At 61.7% G+C, this 15,990-nt stretch carries 16 protein-coding genes; 4 read left to right on the forward strand and 12 right to left on the reverse strand.

Annotation, left to right across the window (positions count from 1 at the left end; all coding sequences use genetic code 11):
• The first annotated feature begins 269 nt into the window (after positions 1–269).
• A complete protein-coding gene (locus tag ACOYXJ_RS21335) occupies positions 270–716 on the forward strand; it encodes a YMGG-like glycine zipper-containing protein (protein ID WP_102899238.1) in 447 nt (148 codons plus the stop codon).
• On the opposite strand, the gene ACOYXJ_RS21340 is transcribed toward ACOYXJ_RS21335, so the two are convergent.
• Genes ACOYXJ_RS21340 through ACOYXJ_RS21350 form a run of 3 tightly spaced genes read right to left on the reverse strand, consistent with a single transcriptional unit; the run spans position 701 to position 4,386 of the window.
• A complete protein-coding gene (locus ACOYXJ_RS21340) occupies positions 701–1,726 on the reverse strand; it encodes a DUF2955 domain-containing protein (RefSeq protein WP_460371302.1) in 1,026 nt (341 codons plus the stop codon). The genes ACOYXJ_RS21335 and ACOYXJ_RS21340 overlap by 16 nt on opposite strands.
• Positions 1,716–2,840 carry an HlyD family secretion protein gene (locus ACOYXJ_RS21345; RefSeq protein ID WP_460371303.1) on the reverse strand — a complete coding sequence of 375 codons (1,125 nt, stop codon included), beginning with the start codon at positions 2,838–2,840 and terminating at the stop codon, positions 1,716–1,718. The genes ACOYXJ_RS21340 and ACOYXJ_RS21345 overlap by 11 nt, the downstream gene beginning before the upstream one ends.
• Positions 2,833–4,386 carry an efflux transporter outer membrane subunit gene (locus ACOYXJ_RS21350; RefSeq protein WP_460371304.1) on the reverse strand — a complete coding sequence of 518 codons (1,554 nt, stop codon included), beginning with the start codon at positions 4,384–4,386 and terminating at the stop codon, positions 2,833–2,835. Before ACOYXJ_RS21350 ends, ACOYXJ_RS21345 begins: the two co-directional genes overlap by 8 nt.
• Positions 4,387–4,507: 121 nt before the next feature.
• On the opposite strand from ACOYXJ_RS21350, the gene ACOYXJ_RS21355 reads away from it, so the two are divergent.
• Positions 4,508–5,026, forward strand: coding sequence for a transporter suffix domain-containing protein (locus tag ACOYXJ_RS21355; RefSeq protein WP_016982834.1), 519 nt, complete (start codon positions 4,508–4,510; stop codon positions 5,024–5,026).
• 64 nt (positions 5,027–5,090) lie between these two features.
• Here ACOYXJ_RS21355 and ACOYXJ_RS21360 read toward each other — a convergent pair whose 3' ends face one another.
• Positions 5,091–5,867 carry an NAD(P)H-dependent oxidoreductase gene (locus ACOYXJ_RS21360; RefSeq protein ID WP_460371305.1) on the reverse strand — a complete coding sequence of 259 codons (777 nt, stop codon included), beginning with the start codon at positions 5,865–5,867 and terminating at the stop codon, positions 5,091–5,093.
• Positions 5,868–5,952: 85 nt separating this feature from the next.
• On the opposite strand from ACOYXJ_RS21360, the gene ACOYXJ_RS21365 reads away from it, so the two are divergent.
• Complete coding sequence (locus tag ACOYXJ_RS21365) at positions 5,953–6,846, forward strand: LysR family transcriptional regulator (protein WP_460371306.1); 894 nt, start codon at positions 5,953–5,955, stop codon at positions 6,844–6,846.
• A gap of 253 nt (positions 6,847–7,099) precedes the next feature.
• Positions 7,100–7,885 carry a DeoR/GlpR family DNA-binding transcription regulator gene (locus ACOYXJ_RS21370; protein WP_460371307.1) on the forward strand — a complete coding sequence of 262 codons (786 nt, stop codon included), beginning with the start codon at positions 7,100–7,102 and terminating at the stop codon, positions 7,883–7,885.
• Between the two features lie 105 nt (positions 7,886–7,990).
• Here the strand turns inward: ACOYXJ_RS21370 and ACOYXJ_RS21375 are convergent, their stop codons facing one another.
• The 8 genes from ACOYXJ_RS21375 to ACOYXJ_RS21410 all read right to left on the reverse strand — a co-directional run bounded on the left by ACOYXJ_RS21375 (position 7,991) and on the right by ACOYXJ_RS21410 (position 15,944).
• A complete protein-coding gene (locus ACOYXJ_RS21375; protein ID WP_460371308.1) occupies positions 7,991–9,274 on the reverse strand; it encodes an NAD(P)/FAD-dependent oxidoreductase in 1,284 nt (427 codons plus the stop codon).
• A gap of 149 nt (positions 9,275–9,423) precedes the next feature.
• On the reverse strand, positions 9,424–10,788 hold the full coding sequence (locus ACOYXJ_RS21380; protein ID WP_460371309.1) for a glutamine synthetase family protein: 1,365 nt from the start codon (positions 10,786–10,788) through the stop codon (positions 9,424–9,426).
• A 407-nt stretch (positions 10,789–11,195) separates the two neighbouring features.
• Positions 11,196–12,539 (reverse strand): chromate efflux transporter, encoded by a 1,344-nt coding sequence (gene chrA, locus ACOYXJ_RS21385; RefSeq protein ID WP_460371310.1) that lies wholly within the window; start codon positions 12,537–12,539, stop codon positions 11,196–11,198.
• Positions 12,540–12,854: 315 nt separating this feature from the next.
• Positions 12,855–13,316 (reverse strand): molybdopterin synthase catalytic subunit MoaE, encoded by a 462-nt coding sequence (moaE, locus tag ACOYXJ_RS21390; protein ID WP_460371311.1) that lies wholly within the window; start codon positions 13,314–13,316, stop codon positions 12,855–12,857.
• A 3-nt stretch (positions 13,317–13,319) separates the two neighbouring features.
• A complete protein-coding gene (locus ACOYXJ_RS21395) occupies positions 13,320–13,571 on the reverse strand; it encodes a MoaD/ThiS family protein (RefSeq protein ID WP_460371312.1) in 252 nt (83 codons plus the stop codon).
• Complete coding sequence (gene moaC, locus ACOYXJ_RS21400; protein WP_134176681.1) at positions 13,568–14,053, reverse strand: cyclic pyranopterin monophosphate synthase MoaC; 486 nt, start codon at positions 14,051–14,053, stop codon at positions 13,568–13,570. Before moaC ends, ACOYXJ_RS21395 begins: the two co-directional genes overlap by 4 nt.
• Positions 14,050–14,895, reverse strand: a complete 846-nt coding sequence (gene fdhD / locus ACOYXJ_RS21405) for a formate dehydrogenase accessory sulfurtransferase FdhD (RefSeq protein ID WP_460371313.1) — start codon at positions 14,893–14,895, stop codon at positions 14,050–14,052. Before fdhD ends, moaC begins: the two co-directional genes overlap by 4 nt.
• Before the next feature lie 149 nt (positions 14,896–15,044).
• On the reverse strand, positions 15,045–15,944 hold the full coding sequence (locus tag ACOYXJ_RS21410; protein WP_460371314.1) for a LysR family transcriptional regulator: 900 nt from the start codon (positions 15,942–15,944) through the stop codon (positions 15,045–15,047).
• Positions 15,945–15,990 lie beyond the last annotated feature (46 nt).

The following is a 15,990-nucleotide window of genomic DNA, read 5'->3' on the forward strand; positions in this document are numbered from 1 at the left end:
TCAGCTCAATCGATCCCCCTCACCCCAGCCCTCTCCCGGAGGGAGCCGACCGTGGTGTTTTGCGCGATGCATCGACCTGAACGACCTTATTGATTATGGATTCACTGCAAGGAATTTCACGTCGGCGTACTACTTGAATATCCCGCAATCAGTTCCCTCTCCCTCCGGGAGAGGGCTAGGGTGAGGGGGGGCGCTTGATCCAACACCATGAACTACACTCCCTCATTACCCCGCACCACCGCCAACCCCAGGCCCCGCCGGAGGTAACCATGAATCGCCTAACGCCCATCGCGCTGATGATCGCTGCCCTGTACATCACTCAAGCCAGCGCCGAATCCATCGTCCCGCTCAAAGGTCAGACCTCCCAGCAAACCCAGATCGACATCAACGACTGCCACTCCATCGCCTCGACTTCAACGACTTCAACACCCCAGGCGGGTGGTCGTCTCAAGGGCGCCGCTGTCGGTGCCGCCGCCGGAGCCGCAGGTTCTGAAGTCCGCGGTCGTCAACACGACGAGGTTTACGACCGAGTCGACGATGATCGCAAGCAGGATTACCGACAGAACCGTGCGCAGCAAACCGCCGCGGCCGGTGCGGTAGTCGGCGGCTCTCGACAGCGGCAAGAGCGACGCGCGCAGAGCAAAACCGATGCAGCGGCCAGTTCCAGTGCCTACACCGGGTGTTTGCAAGGACGCGGCTATCAGGTCACGCCTTGACGGCGGGTTCTGTGCCCATGGAGCAGGTGCATCATCAAAACGCCGTAAAGCGTTACCAGGATAAACAGGGCCATGCGCACGGCAAATGCTGTGTAGACGTCTTTGCCTGCCGCGCTGTCCTGCACCGATTGGCCGAGCAGGATGATCATTGTTATCAGGGTGTTGAGCCAGAACCCCGGGCTGAATTGCGTCGGGGTGAGGCGATAGAGTTTGCGCGCCAGCCATAGCCCGATCAGCAACATCCACAGGAAGAACATCCACAAGTGCACGAAAAGGCTTAATCCGCACCACACCAGCACCGCCAAAACGCCGGCGAGCAGGGTCGAACCGACCAGTTCGCGCCCCGCGTGATGAGTGTTTGTCGTGGAGCTTTGTTGGCCGAGGCTGACGGCTTTGAGGATGATCGGCATGTAGCTGGCCGGGTCGCTCAGGGCCAGCAAAAAGGTCGGCAGCACGATCAGCGTGGCGCGCAGGGCCACGCGCGGTACTTCGTCGGCGGGCATGGCGGGCGGCTTGGGTGGGACGGGGCTGTTTGCCGGTTCCGGGAATAATGCGTGGCTGACGCCAACCACCGCGACTGCCAGCAACAGGCCTTTGACCAACGCACCAATCACCGCTATCGCCAGATCGAATTCAGCGAACCCGGCGGCGGAGATCATGGTCATGCCGATCACCAGAAAGGTCACGATCAGCGGGTTGCCGCCGCGCAAACCAAAGCGGAACACCAGAAACAAACCGACGCCAATCAACAACACGCCGCTCACCGGGTAGTAACGCAGCAGCGGCATCAGCAGCAGGCCGATGCTGGTGGTGAGCGCCGCGACCAACGCTAGCACCAGCGCACCTTTGAGCGGCAATGGTCGGGGCAGGCTGGCCAGCAGCAGCACCGCCAACACCGGCGAGATAAACGCCAGCGGCAGCGCCAGCGCATAACTGGCGGCGGTGCACAGCGCCGTGCCGAACGCCAGGCGCAAGGCCCGCTGCGCCGGAACGCTGCGTTCAGTAGGCATACGACAGCCAGCTCATCAGGCCGACAAACAAACGGCCCAACGGATTGAGCGGATTGCCCTCGGTGGGAAAGGCCATGACTTCAGCCTGGCCGCCGGCACGGATCGCGCGACTGTCGATCAGGCGTTTCTTCGCCTCTGGCGTGAACTCGATGATCACCGGGAAACGCTGCGCCGGCCGTAACCAGTCGCGGCTGTTCTGAATGCTTGGCAGGGTGCCCGGCGCGGGTGTCTGGCCGACGCTGACGCCATAACCGACGCTGCGCACCCGCCCATCAAGTACTGCGCCGGGCAACGCGTCGAGGACGATGACCACCGGCGTTCCGGGTTGCACACGGCCAAGGTTGTTTTCGGTGAGGTCGGCGCTGATCCATACGTCGTGGATGGCAATCAAGGTCATCACCGGGCTGCCAGCCGCAGTGAACTGGCCGACGTCGGTGCGCAGGTCAGTGATCAATCCGGCCGAACGCGCACCGATGCGGGTGTTGGCCAGGTCCAGTTCGGCCTTGGCCAGTGCCGAAGCGGCGCTGCGCAATTGCGCGTTGGTCTCGGTGTTGCCACCTTCCTGTTCCTGGGCGCGTTGCACCTCGGCACGGGCGGCGGCGACTTGGGCGACGGCTTGTTCGCGGTTGGCGCGAGACACTTCCAGCAAGCGCACAGAGACGGTGCCGGGATCCTGTTTGTACAGGCCCTCGAGGCGTTGATTGTCCTGCCGCGCCTTGAGTTCGTTGGCTTGCGCGGCACGCAACGAAGCCTGCGCCGAGGCGATGCCGGCGGTGCTGGCGCCGACTTGCCGACGGGTTGATTCCAGATCGGCTTTGGCGCGATCTACAGCGATTTGCAGCGGCTGCGGATCGAGTTCGAAGAGGATGTCACCCGCCTTTACGTCCTGATTGTTACGCACGTTGACGCGGATCACCCGACCGGCGACTTCGGCAGCGACCGGAATCACGAAAGCGCTGACCCGCGCCTGCTGGGTGTAGGGCGTGTAGCGGTCGGCGAGCAGATACCAGGCCAGGCTCAGTACGATCAGCAACAGCACCCAGCGGATGCCTTTTTTTGCCGGATCGGGCTGGGCAGGCGCGGGGGCCGGGGCGGGTGGCGCGGCTTCAGTCATGACGGGTTACCTGCGATGGGAGGGGATACGCCGGTTGGGCGGGCGGCGCGCTGAGCAGGCCGCCCCAATCAGTGCGCTGTTGCATCTGTTGCCGGGTCGGCTCATCGACCTGCGGGGCATTGCTTTGCCAACCGCCACCAAGGGCTTTGTACAGCGCGATCAGGTTGCTCACGGCGTTGCTGCGGCTGACCAGATAGTTGTCCTGCAATTCCAGCAGTGCGCGTTGCGCGTCGAGTACCCGCTGAAAGTCCGAATAGCCTTCGCGGTATTGCGTGTTGGCGAGCACCAGCGAGCGCCGCGCCGCACCTTCGGCTTCACGCAGAATGCGTTCGCGCTCCAACGCTTTGCTCAGGCCACTGGCGGCATCGTCAGCCTCGCGTGCGGCCTGGCGCACCTTGTCGCGGTAGGCCTCGATCAGTTGCTGCAAACGCGCGTCCTGGACCCGCACGTTGTTGCGGATGCGCCCGTAATCGAAGATGTTCCAGCGCAGGCTCGGGCCGCCGATCAGGTCGAAACTGCGCGGAGTGGCGCCGAGGGTATCGCTCGACCAGACGATGCTGCCGAGTAAGGTCAGCGACGGATACAGATCGGTTTCGGCGACCCCGACCAGCGCCGATTGCGCGGCGACATTCAGTTCCGCCGCGCGCACGTCCGGGCGGCGCAGCAGCAGGTTGGCCGGAACGTCCTGCAGTACAGCGCGATCCGTCAGCGGGATCAGCCCGGTTTGCTCGGCCAGCAATGCTGCGCCACCGGGCGGCTGGCCAACCAGCACCGCCAGAGCGTTGCGCGTGCGCAACAGTTGATCCTCGAAGGCCGGAATGCTGCTCAGGGTGCCGAGGTATTGGGTCTTTGCCTGCTGCAGGTCGAGCTCGGCGCTCTGGCCGCTGTTGAAGAGTTTTTCGGTGATCTCGAAATTGCGTTTTTGCTGCACGGCGTTTTCCCGGGCAACGCGCAGTCGTGCCTCGGTGGTGCGCAGGGAGAAATAGGTGTCGGCGACTTGCGCGCGCAGGAGTACGAGGGCGTCCTCGTAGTTGGCCTGTGCGGCGAAATAGCTGGCGTCCGAGGATTCGATGGCACGGCTGAAGCGGCCCCAGAAATCCAGCTCCCAACCGACATCGAACGCGGCGCTGTGCTGCCAGAAGTGCAGATCCTGTGGATTGCTGCCGCCCGACTGATGACGGTCGACATACAGGCTGTCGACCCCGACCTGTTGCAGTTGCGGGTAGCGACCGCTTTCGGCGATGCCCAGTTGGGCGCGGGCTTCGAGTACCCGCAGGCCGGCGATTTTCAGGCTGCTGTTATGCGCATCGGCGGCGGCGATCAGGCGGTCGAGTATCGGGTCGGCAAACACCTGCCACCACTGGCGCAGATCCGGTTGGGCAGCGCGTTCGCTGGCCTGCTCCAGTGCCGCGCTGTTCCACTGCTTGCTCCACGCTTCGCCCGGCGCCTGAAAGTCCGGTCCCAGGCGTACGCAGCTGCTGACACTCAAGGCGCCAAGCAACAACAGGTAACCGGGCCGCGTCAGCAGGGCTGTTGTTGAAGGCATTGCGTTATGTCCCTGACCCGCAAATATCAGTGGAGCATAGACGGCGAATTGCAAGTTGTTCAGGTGAATCTGCTGCTACGCTTTTCAGGCGTCTGCACCCCACCCAAACAGGTATAAAACCATGGAAACTGTCCAAGATCCGCTGACACCGACCCCCGCTGCCACCTGGCGCTTCAAGGTTGGCGTGGCGATCATTTGCCTGATGCTGGGCTCGTGGCTGATGGTGCCACTGGCCGCCGCCCTCGACGTGCCCGGTTCGAAAGTCGCGGCGCTGACCGGCGTGCTCTTTATCAGTAACAAGGTGCTGTTGCTGGTGGTCATCGCAGTGATGGGCAAGGCCGGGTTTGCCGAGCTCAAACGCACCATTGGCCGACATGTCTCGGGGATGCTTCCGACGCCCGTCGCCGAAGTCTCGCCGCTGCGGCATCGGGTGGGCGTAGTGATGTTTTGCCTGCCGTTGCTGTCGTCGTTTCTGGAACCGTATTTCGATAATTTCTGGCCGGGGTTGCGGCCCAATCTGTGGCAGATGCAGATGCTCGGGGATCTGATGTTCATCGGCAGCTTCTTTGTGCTGGGCGGCAATTTCTGGGACAAGGCCCATGCACTTTTTGTGCGTACGGCGAAGGTGGTGTCCGTTTGAACGTTGATTGCTAGAGCCATTGTGGCGGGGGGATAAAACCCCTCACCACAAGGTAGGCGTGAGGTCAGCGGAGGTGGGCGGCAAAGCCCACTAGATCCGGCGCAACGTGATCCTTGAGGGTCAACGCAGGAATGTCGTACTCCCCCGCGTTCTGCTGCCGAAATGCAATTGGCCGTGTACTCCATAACTCGTCCAGACGCTGGCCCAACGCCTCGGTCGTCTCGGTGAACCGCGCTTCATCCATCCGGCTGACACGATAGGTCAGGAAGGGCGGCAGCACGTCGAAACCAGGGTAGTAGAGAACGCCATGCTGGATCGGAAACAGCAGATCATCGATTGGCCCGTTGATCCCGCGCGGGGCGTAATGCGACTCCCAGCCACCGGTGGTGACCATCAACATCGCCCGTTTGCCTTTCATTCTGCCTTCGCCATAACGCTCGCCCCAGCGGCTGTCGGAGTGCTCGCCGACGCCGTAGGCAAAGCCGTAGGCATACACGCGATCGACCCAGCCTTTGAGAATCGCCGGCATGGTGAACCACCAGAGTGGAAACTGCAGGATCAGTGCATCAGCCCACAGCAGTTTTTCCTGTTCGCCAGCGATGTCGGCGGATTGAGTGCCTTCGGCGTAGGCGACCTTCGAGTCGAGGGAGGCGTGGAACGGTTTTGCCGTATCGCGCTCCGGGGCGTCGTCGGCGTCGAGGGTGGCTTTCCAGTTCATCGCGTAGAGGTCGGAGACCTGCACGGTGTGGCCGGCGGCTTGCAGGCGCTGGACGGTGAAGTCGCGCAGCGCGCCGTTGAGGGATGTTGGTTCCGGGTGTGCGTAGACGAGTAAGACGTTCATGTTGAAGCTCCGTTAGCTGAGTGACAGCAGGATCGGCGTTCAACCGGTATATTGGAAATGAATGTCTGATATGTCTGGTATAGCCATGAATAATCTGAGACGGCTGGATATCAATCTGCTGCTGACCCTCGATGTGTTGCTGTCGGAGCACAACGTTACCCGCGCGGCCCAACGGTTGAACCTGTCGCAGCCTTCGGTGAGTGTGCATTTGGCCAAGCTGCGCGACATCTTCGGCGATCCGCTGCTGTTGCCCGGGCCGCGCGGCATGCGCCCGACGGCGCGCGCCGATGAGTTGCGTGAACCGTTGCGCGAGGCACTGGAGGCGTTGGAGCGGGCGGTGGCGCCGGCCAGTGCGTTCGACCCGGCGCAGGCGACGCACACCTGGAAAATCGCCGCGACGGATTACGGCGAGTCGACGGTGGTGCTGCCGGCCCTGCGCGGTTTGCGCGAACAGGCGCCGGGCACGCGGCTGGCGGTGATCGATCTGACGCCGGCGCATTTGGTCAAACAGGCTGAGCAGGGCGTGTTCGATCTGGCGCTGCATATTAGCGAAGACGCGCCGCCGGAGTTGCACCGACGACCGTTGTTTACCGAGCGTTATGTACTGGCAGGTCGAATCGGCCATCCGGGGCTGAAGTCTGCACCCACACGCAAACAGTTCTGCGCGCTGGAGCACGTGATGGTGTCGCGTGAGGGCGGGGGCTTTTTCGGGGTGACCGATCGGGCGTTGGCCGATGTCGGGCTGATGCGCAAAGTGGTGCTGTCGGTGCCGCACTTTCTGATGGCGATGTCGGTGTTGGCCAGCACCGATCTGGTGGCGATGCTGCCGTCACGTCTGGTGCGTGGTAACCCGGCTCTGCAAGTGGTCGACGCGCCGCTGGAAGTGCCCGGTTACGAGATGGCGATGTTCTGGGGCGAACGTTCGCATCGCGATCCGGCGCACAAATGGCTGCGCGAGCAATTGCTGGCGTCGGTCTGAGACGCTTTCAGGCGTGGCCCAAGGCAATCGCAAACGACACGACGATCATGCACGCAAATGCAAAATTGAGATTCATGAGGTGTTCATCCTGAGCCTTTTGGAGTGGGGTCATTCTGAACAGGTTGAAAGCAAAGGAAAAATTCGCCTTATTGATTCCAAAGATCGAAACAATCGATACCTGCCGATTTGTTTTTGCCCGAGGCTTTGGTTAGTCTCGCGAAACCTGCAACTACAAGCACAAACAGGCATAACCATGCACGATCACTCCGCGGCTGAACTGCCATCCCTGCGCCGGCAGAAAATCCTTTTACTGCTCGAACGCGACGGCAAAGTCATGGCGTCCGAGTTGAGCCAACACTTCGCGGTGTCCGAGGACACCATCCGCCGCGACCTGTCCGAACTGGACAACGCCGGCCTGGTGCAGCGCGTGCACGGCGGGGCGTTGCCGCGTCCGAAGGATTCCGGCAAGGATTACTTCACGCGGCTGGACGAGACGGATGAGGTCAAGATCCGTTTGGCGCAAAGAGCGGCGCAGGAGATTGAGGACGGGCAGATTGTGCTGTTCGATTCCGGCTCGACCACGCTACAAGTGGCGCGCTCGTTGCGTGCAGATATCAGCATCACGGCGGTGACCGCTTCGCCGATGACGGCGATTGCCTTGTCCGAATTCAAGGCAGTGAAAGTTATTCTCGCTGGCGGCCAGCTGAATCCACGGACGATGGCGGCGGGTGGGCATGAGGCGCTGCGTTTGCTCGCAGGGATCAGGGCGGATCTGGCGATTACCGGGGTCTGTGCGATTCATCCGGAGGTGGGGATCACCTCGCTGCATTTCGATGAAGTGCCGGTGAAGCAGGCGATGCTTGATGGCGCGGCGCGGGTGATTGCGGTGACCACGGCGGACAAGTTGGGAGCGGTGGAGCCGTTTGTGGTGGCGCCGTGTACGCGCCTGCATACGCTGATTACCGAGCGGCATGTGGCGTCGGGGAGTGTCGAGGATTATCGGCGGTTGGGGATTGTGGTGGAGCAGTTGCCGGATTGAGGTTTTGTGGTGGGGCTGATGGCCTCATCGCGAGCAGGCTCACTCCTACAGGGGATCGCATTCCAAAATGTAGGAGTGAGCCTGCTCGCGATAGGGCCAGTGCAATCACCGCAACTTTTCGAGCATCTGGTAGTACCACATCCCGGCGGCCAACAACGGGTTACCGAGCAAATCCCCCATCGGCACACGAATGTGCTGGCACGCCGCAAAGGTATCGAACTGCTCCATTTGCCCGGTGATCGCCCGGCTCATGATTTCGCCCATGATGTGCGTCGTCGCGATGCCGTGCCCCGAGTAGCCCTGGCAATACCAGACGTTGTCCGAAAGCTTGCCCAGTTGCGGAATGCGGTTGATGACGATGCCCATCGCGCAGCTCCACTGGTAATCGATCTGCACACCTTTGAGCGCCGGGAAGGTCTGCTCGATGCACGGGCGCAGTTCGGCGGCGATGTCCCGTGAATCCTTGCCGCTGTAATTGGCGCCGCCACCAAACAACAGGCGGCCGTCTGCGGTGAGGCGGTAGTAGTCGAGGACGAAACGGCAGTCGTACACCGCGAGGTCTTCGGGGTTGATCTGTTTCGCCAGATCGCCTAGCGGCGCGGTGGTGACGATGCCGCCCATGGCCGGGAAAATCTTGCCCTTGAGCTGCCCCGGTTCGAGCTTGTGATAGACGTCGCCGGCGAGCATCACCTGATTGGCATCGATCTGTCCGTGAGCCGTGCGCACACCGGGCGTAGCGCCGTGAATGATCTCCAGCACTTCGCTGTTTTCGAAGATCAGCGCGCCAAGAATTTTCGCCGCCCGCGCTTCACCGATGCACAGGTTGAGCGGGTGCAGATGCATGTTGCGGGTATTCTTGATTGCGCCGTGGTAGAGGTCGCTTTGCAGCAGATCACGCACCTGACTGCGGTCGAGCAGGCTGACTTCATCACCTAATCCGCGCCGTACCGCTTCTTCATAATCCTTGCGCAAGTCGGTCATGTGGCTGGGCTTGTACGCCGCGTGCAAGTGACCGTGTTTGAGGTCGCACTGAATGCCGTATTTCTCGACGCGTTGCTGGATGATTTCGTGCCCGCGCCAGCGCAGGTGCCAGATGAAATCATCGACGTCGTCGCCGAGTTTCGGACGCATCTGTTTGCGCATCGCGCCGTCGCCGGAAAGGCTGCCGGTGACTTGGCCGCCGTTGCGCCCGGTGGCGCCCCAGCCGATCTTGTGGCTCTCCACGATGGCGACTTTCAGGCCTTTTTCGGCGAGTTCGACAGCGGTGGCAACGCCGGTGAAACCGCCGCCGATGATTACCACGTCGACCTTGTGCCGGCCTTGCAGGGTCGGGTAGTCGGTGTCCTGGTTGAGGGTGGCGGTGTAGTAGGAATTGCAGCGTTCGGTCATGTCAGTGTCCACACAAAATTCGGGAGTCGGGGTGCAAGCCCTTGTGGGAGCGAGCCTGCTCGCGAAAGCGGCGTGTCAGTCACCCAAAATGTTGAATGTGACGACGCCTTCGCGAGCAGGCTCGCTCCCACAGGTTCGGTGTCGGATCGTTAAGCCTCGGTGAGATACCAACGCCAATCCTGCTCACCCACCTCGGCCATGAACTGCCGGTACTCGGCACGTTTCACCGCCAGATACACCCCGAGAAATTCCCGCCCCAAGGCATCCCGTGCCCACACCGAATTCTCCAGCGCCTGCAGCGACGTCAACCAATCGGTCGGCAGCAATTCCTTCGCCTGCGCATAACCATTGCCCTCGACCGGCGCGCCGGGATCAATGTCTTCACGAATGCCGCGATGAATCCCGGCAAGGATCGCCGCCGCTGCCAGATACGGGTTGGCATCGGCGCCGCAGATGCGGTGTTCGATGTGCCGGGTGTTGGCCGGGCCGCCCGGTACGCGCAGGCTGACGGTGCGGTTGTCGACACCCCAGGTCGGCGCCAGCGGCGCGTAGCTGTTGGCCTGAAAGCGCCGGTAGGAGTTGGCGTTCGGGCAGAACAGCAGCAGCGAATCGAGCAAGGACGCGAGCATGCCGCCAATCGCCGTGCGCAGCAGCGGGGTGCCGGCCGGGTCTTCGGAGGCGAACAGATTGTGACCCACGCCATCGGCCAGACTCACGTGCATGTGCATGCCGGTGCCGGCCAGATCATCGAACGGCTTGGCCATGAAGGTCGCCTGCATGCCGTGCTTGTGGGCGATGGCTTTGACCAGACGTTTGTAGCGCACGGCCTGATCCATCGCCTCCAGCGCGTCACCGTGTTCAAGGGTGATTTCCACCTGACCCGGCGCGTATTCGGAAATCGCTGTGCGCGCCGGAATGCCGTGCAGTTTGCAGGCGCTGTAGAGGTCGGCGAGGAACGGTTCGATCTGTTCCAGCTCACGTAAACCGTAAACCTGAGTGTGTCGCGGTCGACCACCGTCGGCGTCCAGTGCCGGTTGCGGGCGGCCGTTGTGATCGCGTTTGGCGTCGAGCAGGTAGAACTCCAGTTCGCAGGCCATCACCGGGTGATAACCCTCGGCTTTGAGGCCGTCGATGACCTTGATCAGCAAGTGCCGAGGGTCGGCGATGCTGGCGGGCATGCCCTCGGCCGGGTGCATGCTGACCTGCACGGCGGCGGTCGGAATCTGCCGCCATGGCAGGCGCACCAGGCTGCCTTCCAGCGGGTAGGCGCGGCAGTCGATATCGCCGACGTCCCAGACCAGACCGGAGTTTTCGACGTCTTCACCCTGCACGGTCAGACCGAGAATGGTGCTCGGTAGCGGGCGGCCGCTTTCATATACGGCGAGCAGTTCCTCACGGTGCAACAGCTTGCCGCGCGGCACGCCGTTGGCGTCGAGGATGAACAGCTCGATCATGTCGATATCGGGGTTTTGGTCAAGGAACAGGCGTGCGTCTTCAAGGGCTGCGAATTTCATAATCAATCACTCACGGTGGCGCCGCACAGGCGCGCAGATTCGGGCCGGACACGACGCGGCAATAGGCGTGGCTGTCCTGGCAGGGATATCAAGAAAGAGGGGGCTGTCGCGGTTTTTAACAGGCGCGATCAGACAGACCGGGCGATATCCGGCGGGCGTGCGGAGTGACGCAGCTTGGAACGGCGCAGGGCCATGGGGAGATTGACGATACGATTCATACGCCGCCCCTGTGAGAGAGGGCGCGCAGGGTAGAGACGTTCAACGATTTTCGTTGTTGTGGTGACGTACTCATAACGCGTGTTTCCGTTGGCGGAAAACGTCGGTGGCGGGCTGACCCGCCGACCGGTGTGCCCGGATAGTAAGGGGGAATTCGCGGGCGTGTAAACGGGAGATTCGCGGGCCACGCTTCAGCGCATCAGGTGAAAGCCCAACCCAGCGAGGGCGCAAACGATCAACACACTGATCACGCCGCGCTTGAAAACGAACAGCGCCAGCGCCGCTGCAACCGCCAACATCAGCGAAAACACATCCAGCGCCCCGGCAAAACCGTTCGGCCACAACACGTGATAGGCGAAAAAACACGCCAGATTCACAATCACCCCGACCACGGCGGCGGTGATTGCCGTCAGCGGTGCGGTGAACTTCAGTTCGTTGTGCGTCGATTCCACCAATGGCCCGCCGGCGAGGATGAACAGAAACGAGGGCAGGAAGGTGAACCAGGTCACCAGGGTTGCTGCCAGTGCGCCGGCAGCAAATGCATGTTCGGCGCCGAACGCCGGTTGCACGTAGGCGCCGACGAAACCGACGAACGCCACCACCATGATCAGCGGGCCCGGGGTGGTTTCGCCGAGGGCGAGGCCGTCGATCATCTGCGTCGGCGTCAACCAGCCGTAATGCCCGACGGCGCCCTGATAGACGTAAGGCAGCACCGCGTAGGCGCCACCAAAGGTGAGCAGGGCGGCTTTGGTGAAGAACCAGGCCATTTGCGTGAACGTGCCGTCCCAGCCGAACAATGCTGTCAACAACGCCATCGGTAAACACCAGAGCACTGCGCCGATCAACCCCTGGCGCAGCAGCTTCGGCAGGCTGAAACGGGCATGTTCGGGCGCCGGCGTATCGTCGTCGATCAACGCCGCGCCGAAGGATTTCTCGCTGTTGCGCGCACCCGCGTTGCTGAACCGCTGAGGGGCGAATCGTCCACCCAGATAGCCGATCAACGCAGCCCCGAGGACGATCAAGGGGAAGGGCACGTTGAAGACGAAAATCGCCACGAACGACGCCCCGGCAATCACCCACAGCCACGCATTCTTCAATGCGCGCGAGCCGATGCGATGCGCGGCGTGCAGGACAATCGCGGTGATCGCCGGTTTGATCCCGTAAAACACCCCGGCCACCGCAGGTACATCACCGAAAGCGACGTACAGCCACGACAAGCCAATCAGAATGAACAACGACGGCAGCACAAACAGCGCACCGGCGATGACACCGCCCCAGGTGCGATGCAGCAGCCAGCCGATGTACGTCGCCAATTGCTGAGCCTCGGGGCCGGGCAGCAACATGCAGTAGTTGAGCGCGTGCAGAAAACGCTTTTCAGAGATCCAGCGCCGGCGCTCGACCAGTTCTTGATGCATGATCGCAATCTGCCCGGCCGGCCCGCCGAAACCGATGCAGCCGAGTTTCAGCCAAAAGCGCCAGGCTTGGCGCAGGGTGACGGGATCGGGGCGGGGCAGGTTGTTCGGCGCTGTGCTCAAGCGAGACTCCGGAGTTGGGTCCTGGCGGAGCGGCTATCTAATCAGACTTTCAACCCTCACCCCAACCCTCTCCCAGAGGGAGAGGGGGCCGACCGAGTTGTCTGACGTTGTTCGTCGACCTGAAAGATCGAGTCGATTATGGATTTGATGGTCACCCGAAGGGGCCGACCGAGGTGTCTGCCGTTCTCCATGACCGGAAAGATCCCATCGATTATGGATTCACCACAACTCCTTCACTTCGGCGTACTTCTGCAATATCCCCCAATCAGTCCCCTCTCCCTCGGGGAGAGGGTTAGGGTGAGGGGCTTTTGCTCTTCAGGCATGCGCCAGACTCCAGCGCAACGCCGCATCCCGATCGCTCTCACGACCCTCGACCCAGTGAGAACCCGCAGGCGTAGTCTCACGCTTCCAGAACGGCGCGCGGGTCTTGAGCACGTCCATGATGAACGCGCACGCCTCGAAAGCCATGTGCCGATGCTTGCTGCTAACCCCGACAAACACGATCGGCTCACTCACTGACAACGCACCAACCCGATGCACAATCTCCACGCCCAACAGCGGCCAGCGCTCGCGGGCCTCTTCGGCGATCTGCTCGAGGGCTTTTTCGGTCATGCCCGGATAGTGCTCCAGAAACAGTTCATTCACGCTCTGGCCAATATTCAGATCACGCACATAACCAATGAAATTCACCACCGCGCCCACCCGTGGATTGCGCGCGTGCAGATCAGCTGTCAACTGACCGACATCAAAGCTCTTGTACTGGACTCGAATAGCCATCGATCAACCCCCGGTCACTGGCGGGAAAAACGCGATTTCATCGAAATCCTCAATCACCTGACTCGGCTGACACAGCTCCTGATTCACCGCGCACATCAGGTTGCTGGCGCCGAGCACTTCGCGCCACAGCTCGCCGCGTTGCATCAGCATTTGCCGCACATCTTCAACGCTGGCCAATGCATCAGTCAGCGGAATTTTTTCACCGCCCAGATTCAACCGGTCACGGTAGCTGGCGAAGTAGTTGATCAGGATCATTGCGCGTCCTCCCATTGAAAGTGCCCCGAGCGCCCGCCCTGTTTGCTGAGCAGGCGGATATCGCCAATCACCATCGCCCGGTCCACCGCTTTGCACATGTCGTAAATCGTCAGCGCGGCAACGCTGGCGGCGGTCAACGCTTCGAGTTCGACGCCGGTCTGGCCAGTAAGGCGGCAAGTGCTGGTGATCTGCACGCGATCCGGTTCGCAAGCCTTGAGTTCGACGTGAATCGAGCTGAGCAGCAACGCGTGGCACAGCGGAATCAGTTCGTGAGTGCGCTTGGCCGCTTGTATCCCGGCGATCCTCGCCACAGCGAAGACATCGCCTTTCGGGTGACCGTTGGCCTGGATCATTTGCAGGGTTTCCGGGCGCATCTGCACCCAGGCTTGCGCCGTGGCTTCGCGGCGGGTCGCGGCTTTGTCGCTGACGTCGACCATGTTGGCACGGCCCTGATCGTCGAGGTGGGTGAGGGTGTGACTCATGCAGAAAACTCCTGGATCGGGCTGTAGATTCGCGGGGCGTTACGGTGCGGCACATGGATCAGATTGAGTCGGTGCTTGAGCGCCCAGCGCACGGTCAAAGCGGTTGGCGCTGACAGACTGACGAGGGTGCCGAGGCGGGCGCGAACGGCTTTGTGAATCAGTTCGAGGCTGCAACGGCTGGTGACCACGACGAAGCCTTCAGCAGCATTGATGGCATCGATTTGCATCGCGCCGATCAGCTTGTCGAGGGCGTTGTGGCGGCCGATGTCTTCGCGGCACAGCAAGGCTTCGCCGTCAGCGTCGAAGAACAGCGCGGCATGCAAGGCACCGCTGCTGCGCGCCAGTTGCTGGGCCTGTTCGATGCGTTGGCGGATGTCGTCGAAATGCTTGGCCGGCGGCAGCGGTGAAGGTTGCAGAATTTGCAGTTGCGGCAACGCCTGCTCCAGCGCTTCAACGCCACAGATGCCGCAGCCACTGGTGCCGGTCATTTGCCGACGATGATCTTTCAAGGCCCAGAACGCCCGGCTGGAAATCTGCACCTCGGCCTGACAGGCCTGATCGAAATGCGTGAGGCGGATGTCGTAGATCTCGTCGACGCTATCGATGATCGCGTTGCTCAGACTGAAGCCACGGATGAAGTCTTCGAGGTTGCCGGGCGAGACCATCATCACCGCCTGGCTGAGGCCGTTGTAGGTGATGGCGAGGGCGATTTCCGAGGCCAGCGCGGCGTGGGAGATGGCGGCGTCGGGCAGGTATTCGCGAAACGCCACCTGCGCCGGTTGCGGGGCGGGGGCGTTCGGTTCGGTGCTGGGTTCTGTGATGGTTTCGACTTGGCAGAGCATCTTGAAAGTCCCGAGGCGCTGAAGAGTGTTCAGGCTACGGGGGCGTTAAAAGTGCGTCCAATCGCTTGTTCCGATGTGGTGATTGCTTTGGTCGATCAATCAGGATTTGTATCGACTGTTCGCGAAGGCGCCCTGACATTCAACATCATTTACTCGGCAGAAACCTCAACCCCAAACAACTTCCGCGCCTCGGCAAAACACTTCTCGGCAATCGCCGAACGCGGCTCGGTCTTGCGCATCACCAGGCCCAGCGGCGCCAGCACGCTGGCATCCGGCAACTGCATGAACGACAGGTTTTCGATCGGCTCTTCCAGGCCACTGTCCAGCGGCATGATCGCGCAGCAGAAGCCTTGGTGAATCGCCTGCAACAGCTGATAGGTCGAATCGCTTTCCATGATCGGCTGCGGACTGAGCCCACGACTACGGAAACTCAGGTCGATGGATTTACGGTAGTGCATGCCGGCGGTGATCATCCCCAACGGCAGTTCGGCGGCGTCTTCCCAGCTCATTTGCGAGCCTTCGAAATGGAAGTGGCGGTTGTCGTAGAGCAGGCCGACGCGGGTTTCGCCGATCTCGAAAAATTCGAAATAGTTCGGGTTGACGTGGTCCAGGTAGCACACGCCCAAATCCAGTTGGTTATTGCCCAGCCCGGCAATGATCTCGTCGGAGCTGAGCGACGACAGGCTGAATTTCAACTCCGGATAAGTGCCGGACAAACCCTGAATGTAATTGACCGGGTTGAAGCTGCTCAGCGGTACCAGACCCAGACGCAAACTGCCCACCAGTTGCCCGCGACACGCCGCCGCTTCGGCAAACAATCCGTCATGCGCTGCGAGCAAAGTGCGCGCCCAGGCCAGCACGCGTTCGCCGGCCTGGGTGAAACCTTCAAAGCGCTGGCCACGGTTGACCAGCACCAGATCCAGCTCATCTTCGAGATTGCGCAGGCGCATCGACAGCGTCGGTTGAGTGATGTGGCAGCGTGCGGCGGCCTGGCCGAAGTGGCGGGTTTCGTCCAGCGCGATCAAGAACTTGAGTTGTTTGATGTCCACGAAGGCACCTGCTCGATGGGAATTTTTTGATTGAGTATTGACGCGG

The organism is Pseudomonas sp. Tul2A7, assembly GCF_054790505.1.

Bases quoted from the DNA above. Each gene is read 5' to 3' on its own strand.
- ACOYXJ_RS21335 (WP_102899238.1), top strand. From the start codon at position 270: ATGAATCGCCTAACGCCCATCGCGCTGATGATCGCTGCCCTGTACATC.
- ACOYXJ_RS21340 (WP_460371302.1), bottom strand. From the start codon at position 1,726: ATGCCTACTGAACGCAGCGTTCCGGCGCAGCGGGCCTTGCGCCTGGCG.
- ACOYXJ_RS21345 (WP_460371303.1), bottom strand. From the start codon at position 2,840: ATGACTGAAGCCGCGCCACCCGCCCCGGCCCCCGCGCCTGCCCAGCCC.
- ACOYXJ_RS21350 (WP_460371304.1), bottom strand. From the start codon at position 4,386: ATGCCTTCAACAACAGCCCTGCTGACGCGGCCCGGTTACCTGTTGTTG.
- ACOYXJ_RS21355 (WP_016982834.1), top strand. From the start codon at position 4,508: ATGGAAACTGTCCAAGATCCGCTGACACCGACCCCCGCTGCCACCTGG.
- ACOYXJ_RS21360 (WP_460371305.1), bottom strand. From the start codon at position 5,867: ATGAACGTCTTACTCGTCTACGCACACCCGGAACCAACATCCCTCAAC.
- ACOYXJ_RS21365 (WP_460371306.1), top strand. From the start codon at position 5,953: ATGAATAATCTGAGACGGCTGGATATCAATCTGCTGCTGACCCTCGAT.
- ACOYXJ_RS21370 (WP_460371307.1), top strand. From the start codon at position 7,100: ATGCACGATCACTCCGCGGCTGAACTGCCATCCCTGCGCCGGCAGAAA.
- ACOYXJ_RS21375 (WP_460371308.1), bottom strand. From the start codon at position 9,274: ATGACCGAACGCTGCAATTCCTACTACACCGCCACCCTCAACCAGGAC.
- ACOYXJ_RS21380 (WP_460371309.1), bottom strand. From the start codon at position 10,788: ATGAAATTCGCAGCCCTTGAAGACGCACGCCTGTTCCTTGACCAAAAC.
- moaE (WP_460371311.1), bottom strand. From the start codon at position 13,316: ATGGCTATTCGAGTCCAGTACAAGAGCTTTGATGTCGGTCAGTTGACA.
- ACOYXJ_RS21395 (WP_460371312.1), bottom strand. From the start codon at position 13,571: ATGATCCTGATCAACTACTTCGCCAGCTACCGTGACCGGTTGAATCTG.
- moaC (WP_134176681.1), bottom strand. From the start codon at position 14,053: ATGAGTCACACCCTCACCCACCTCGACGATCAGGGCCGTGCCAACATG.
- fdhD (WP_460371313.1), bottom strand. From the start codon at position 14,895: ATGCTCTGCCAAGTCGAAACCATCACAGAACCCAGCACCGAACCGAAC.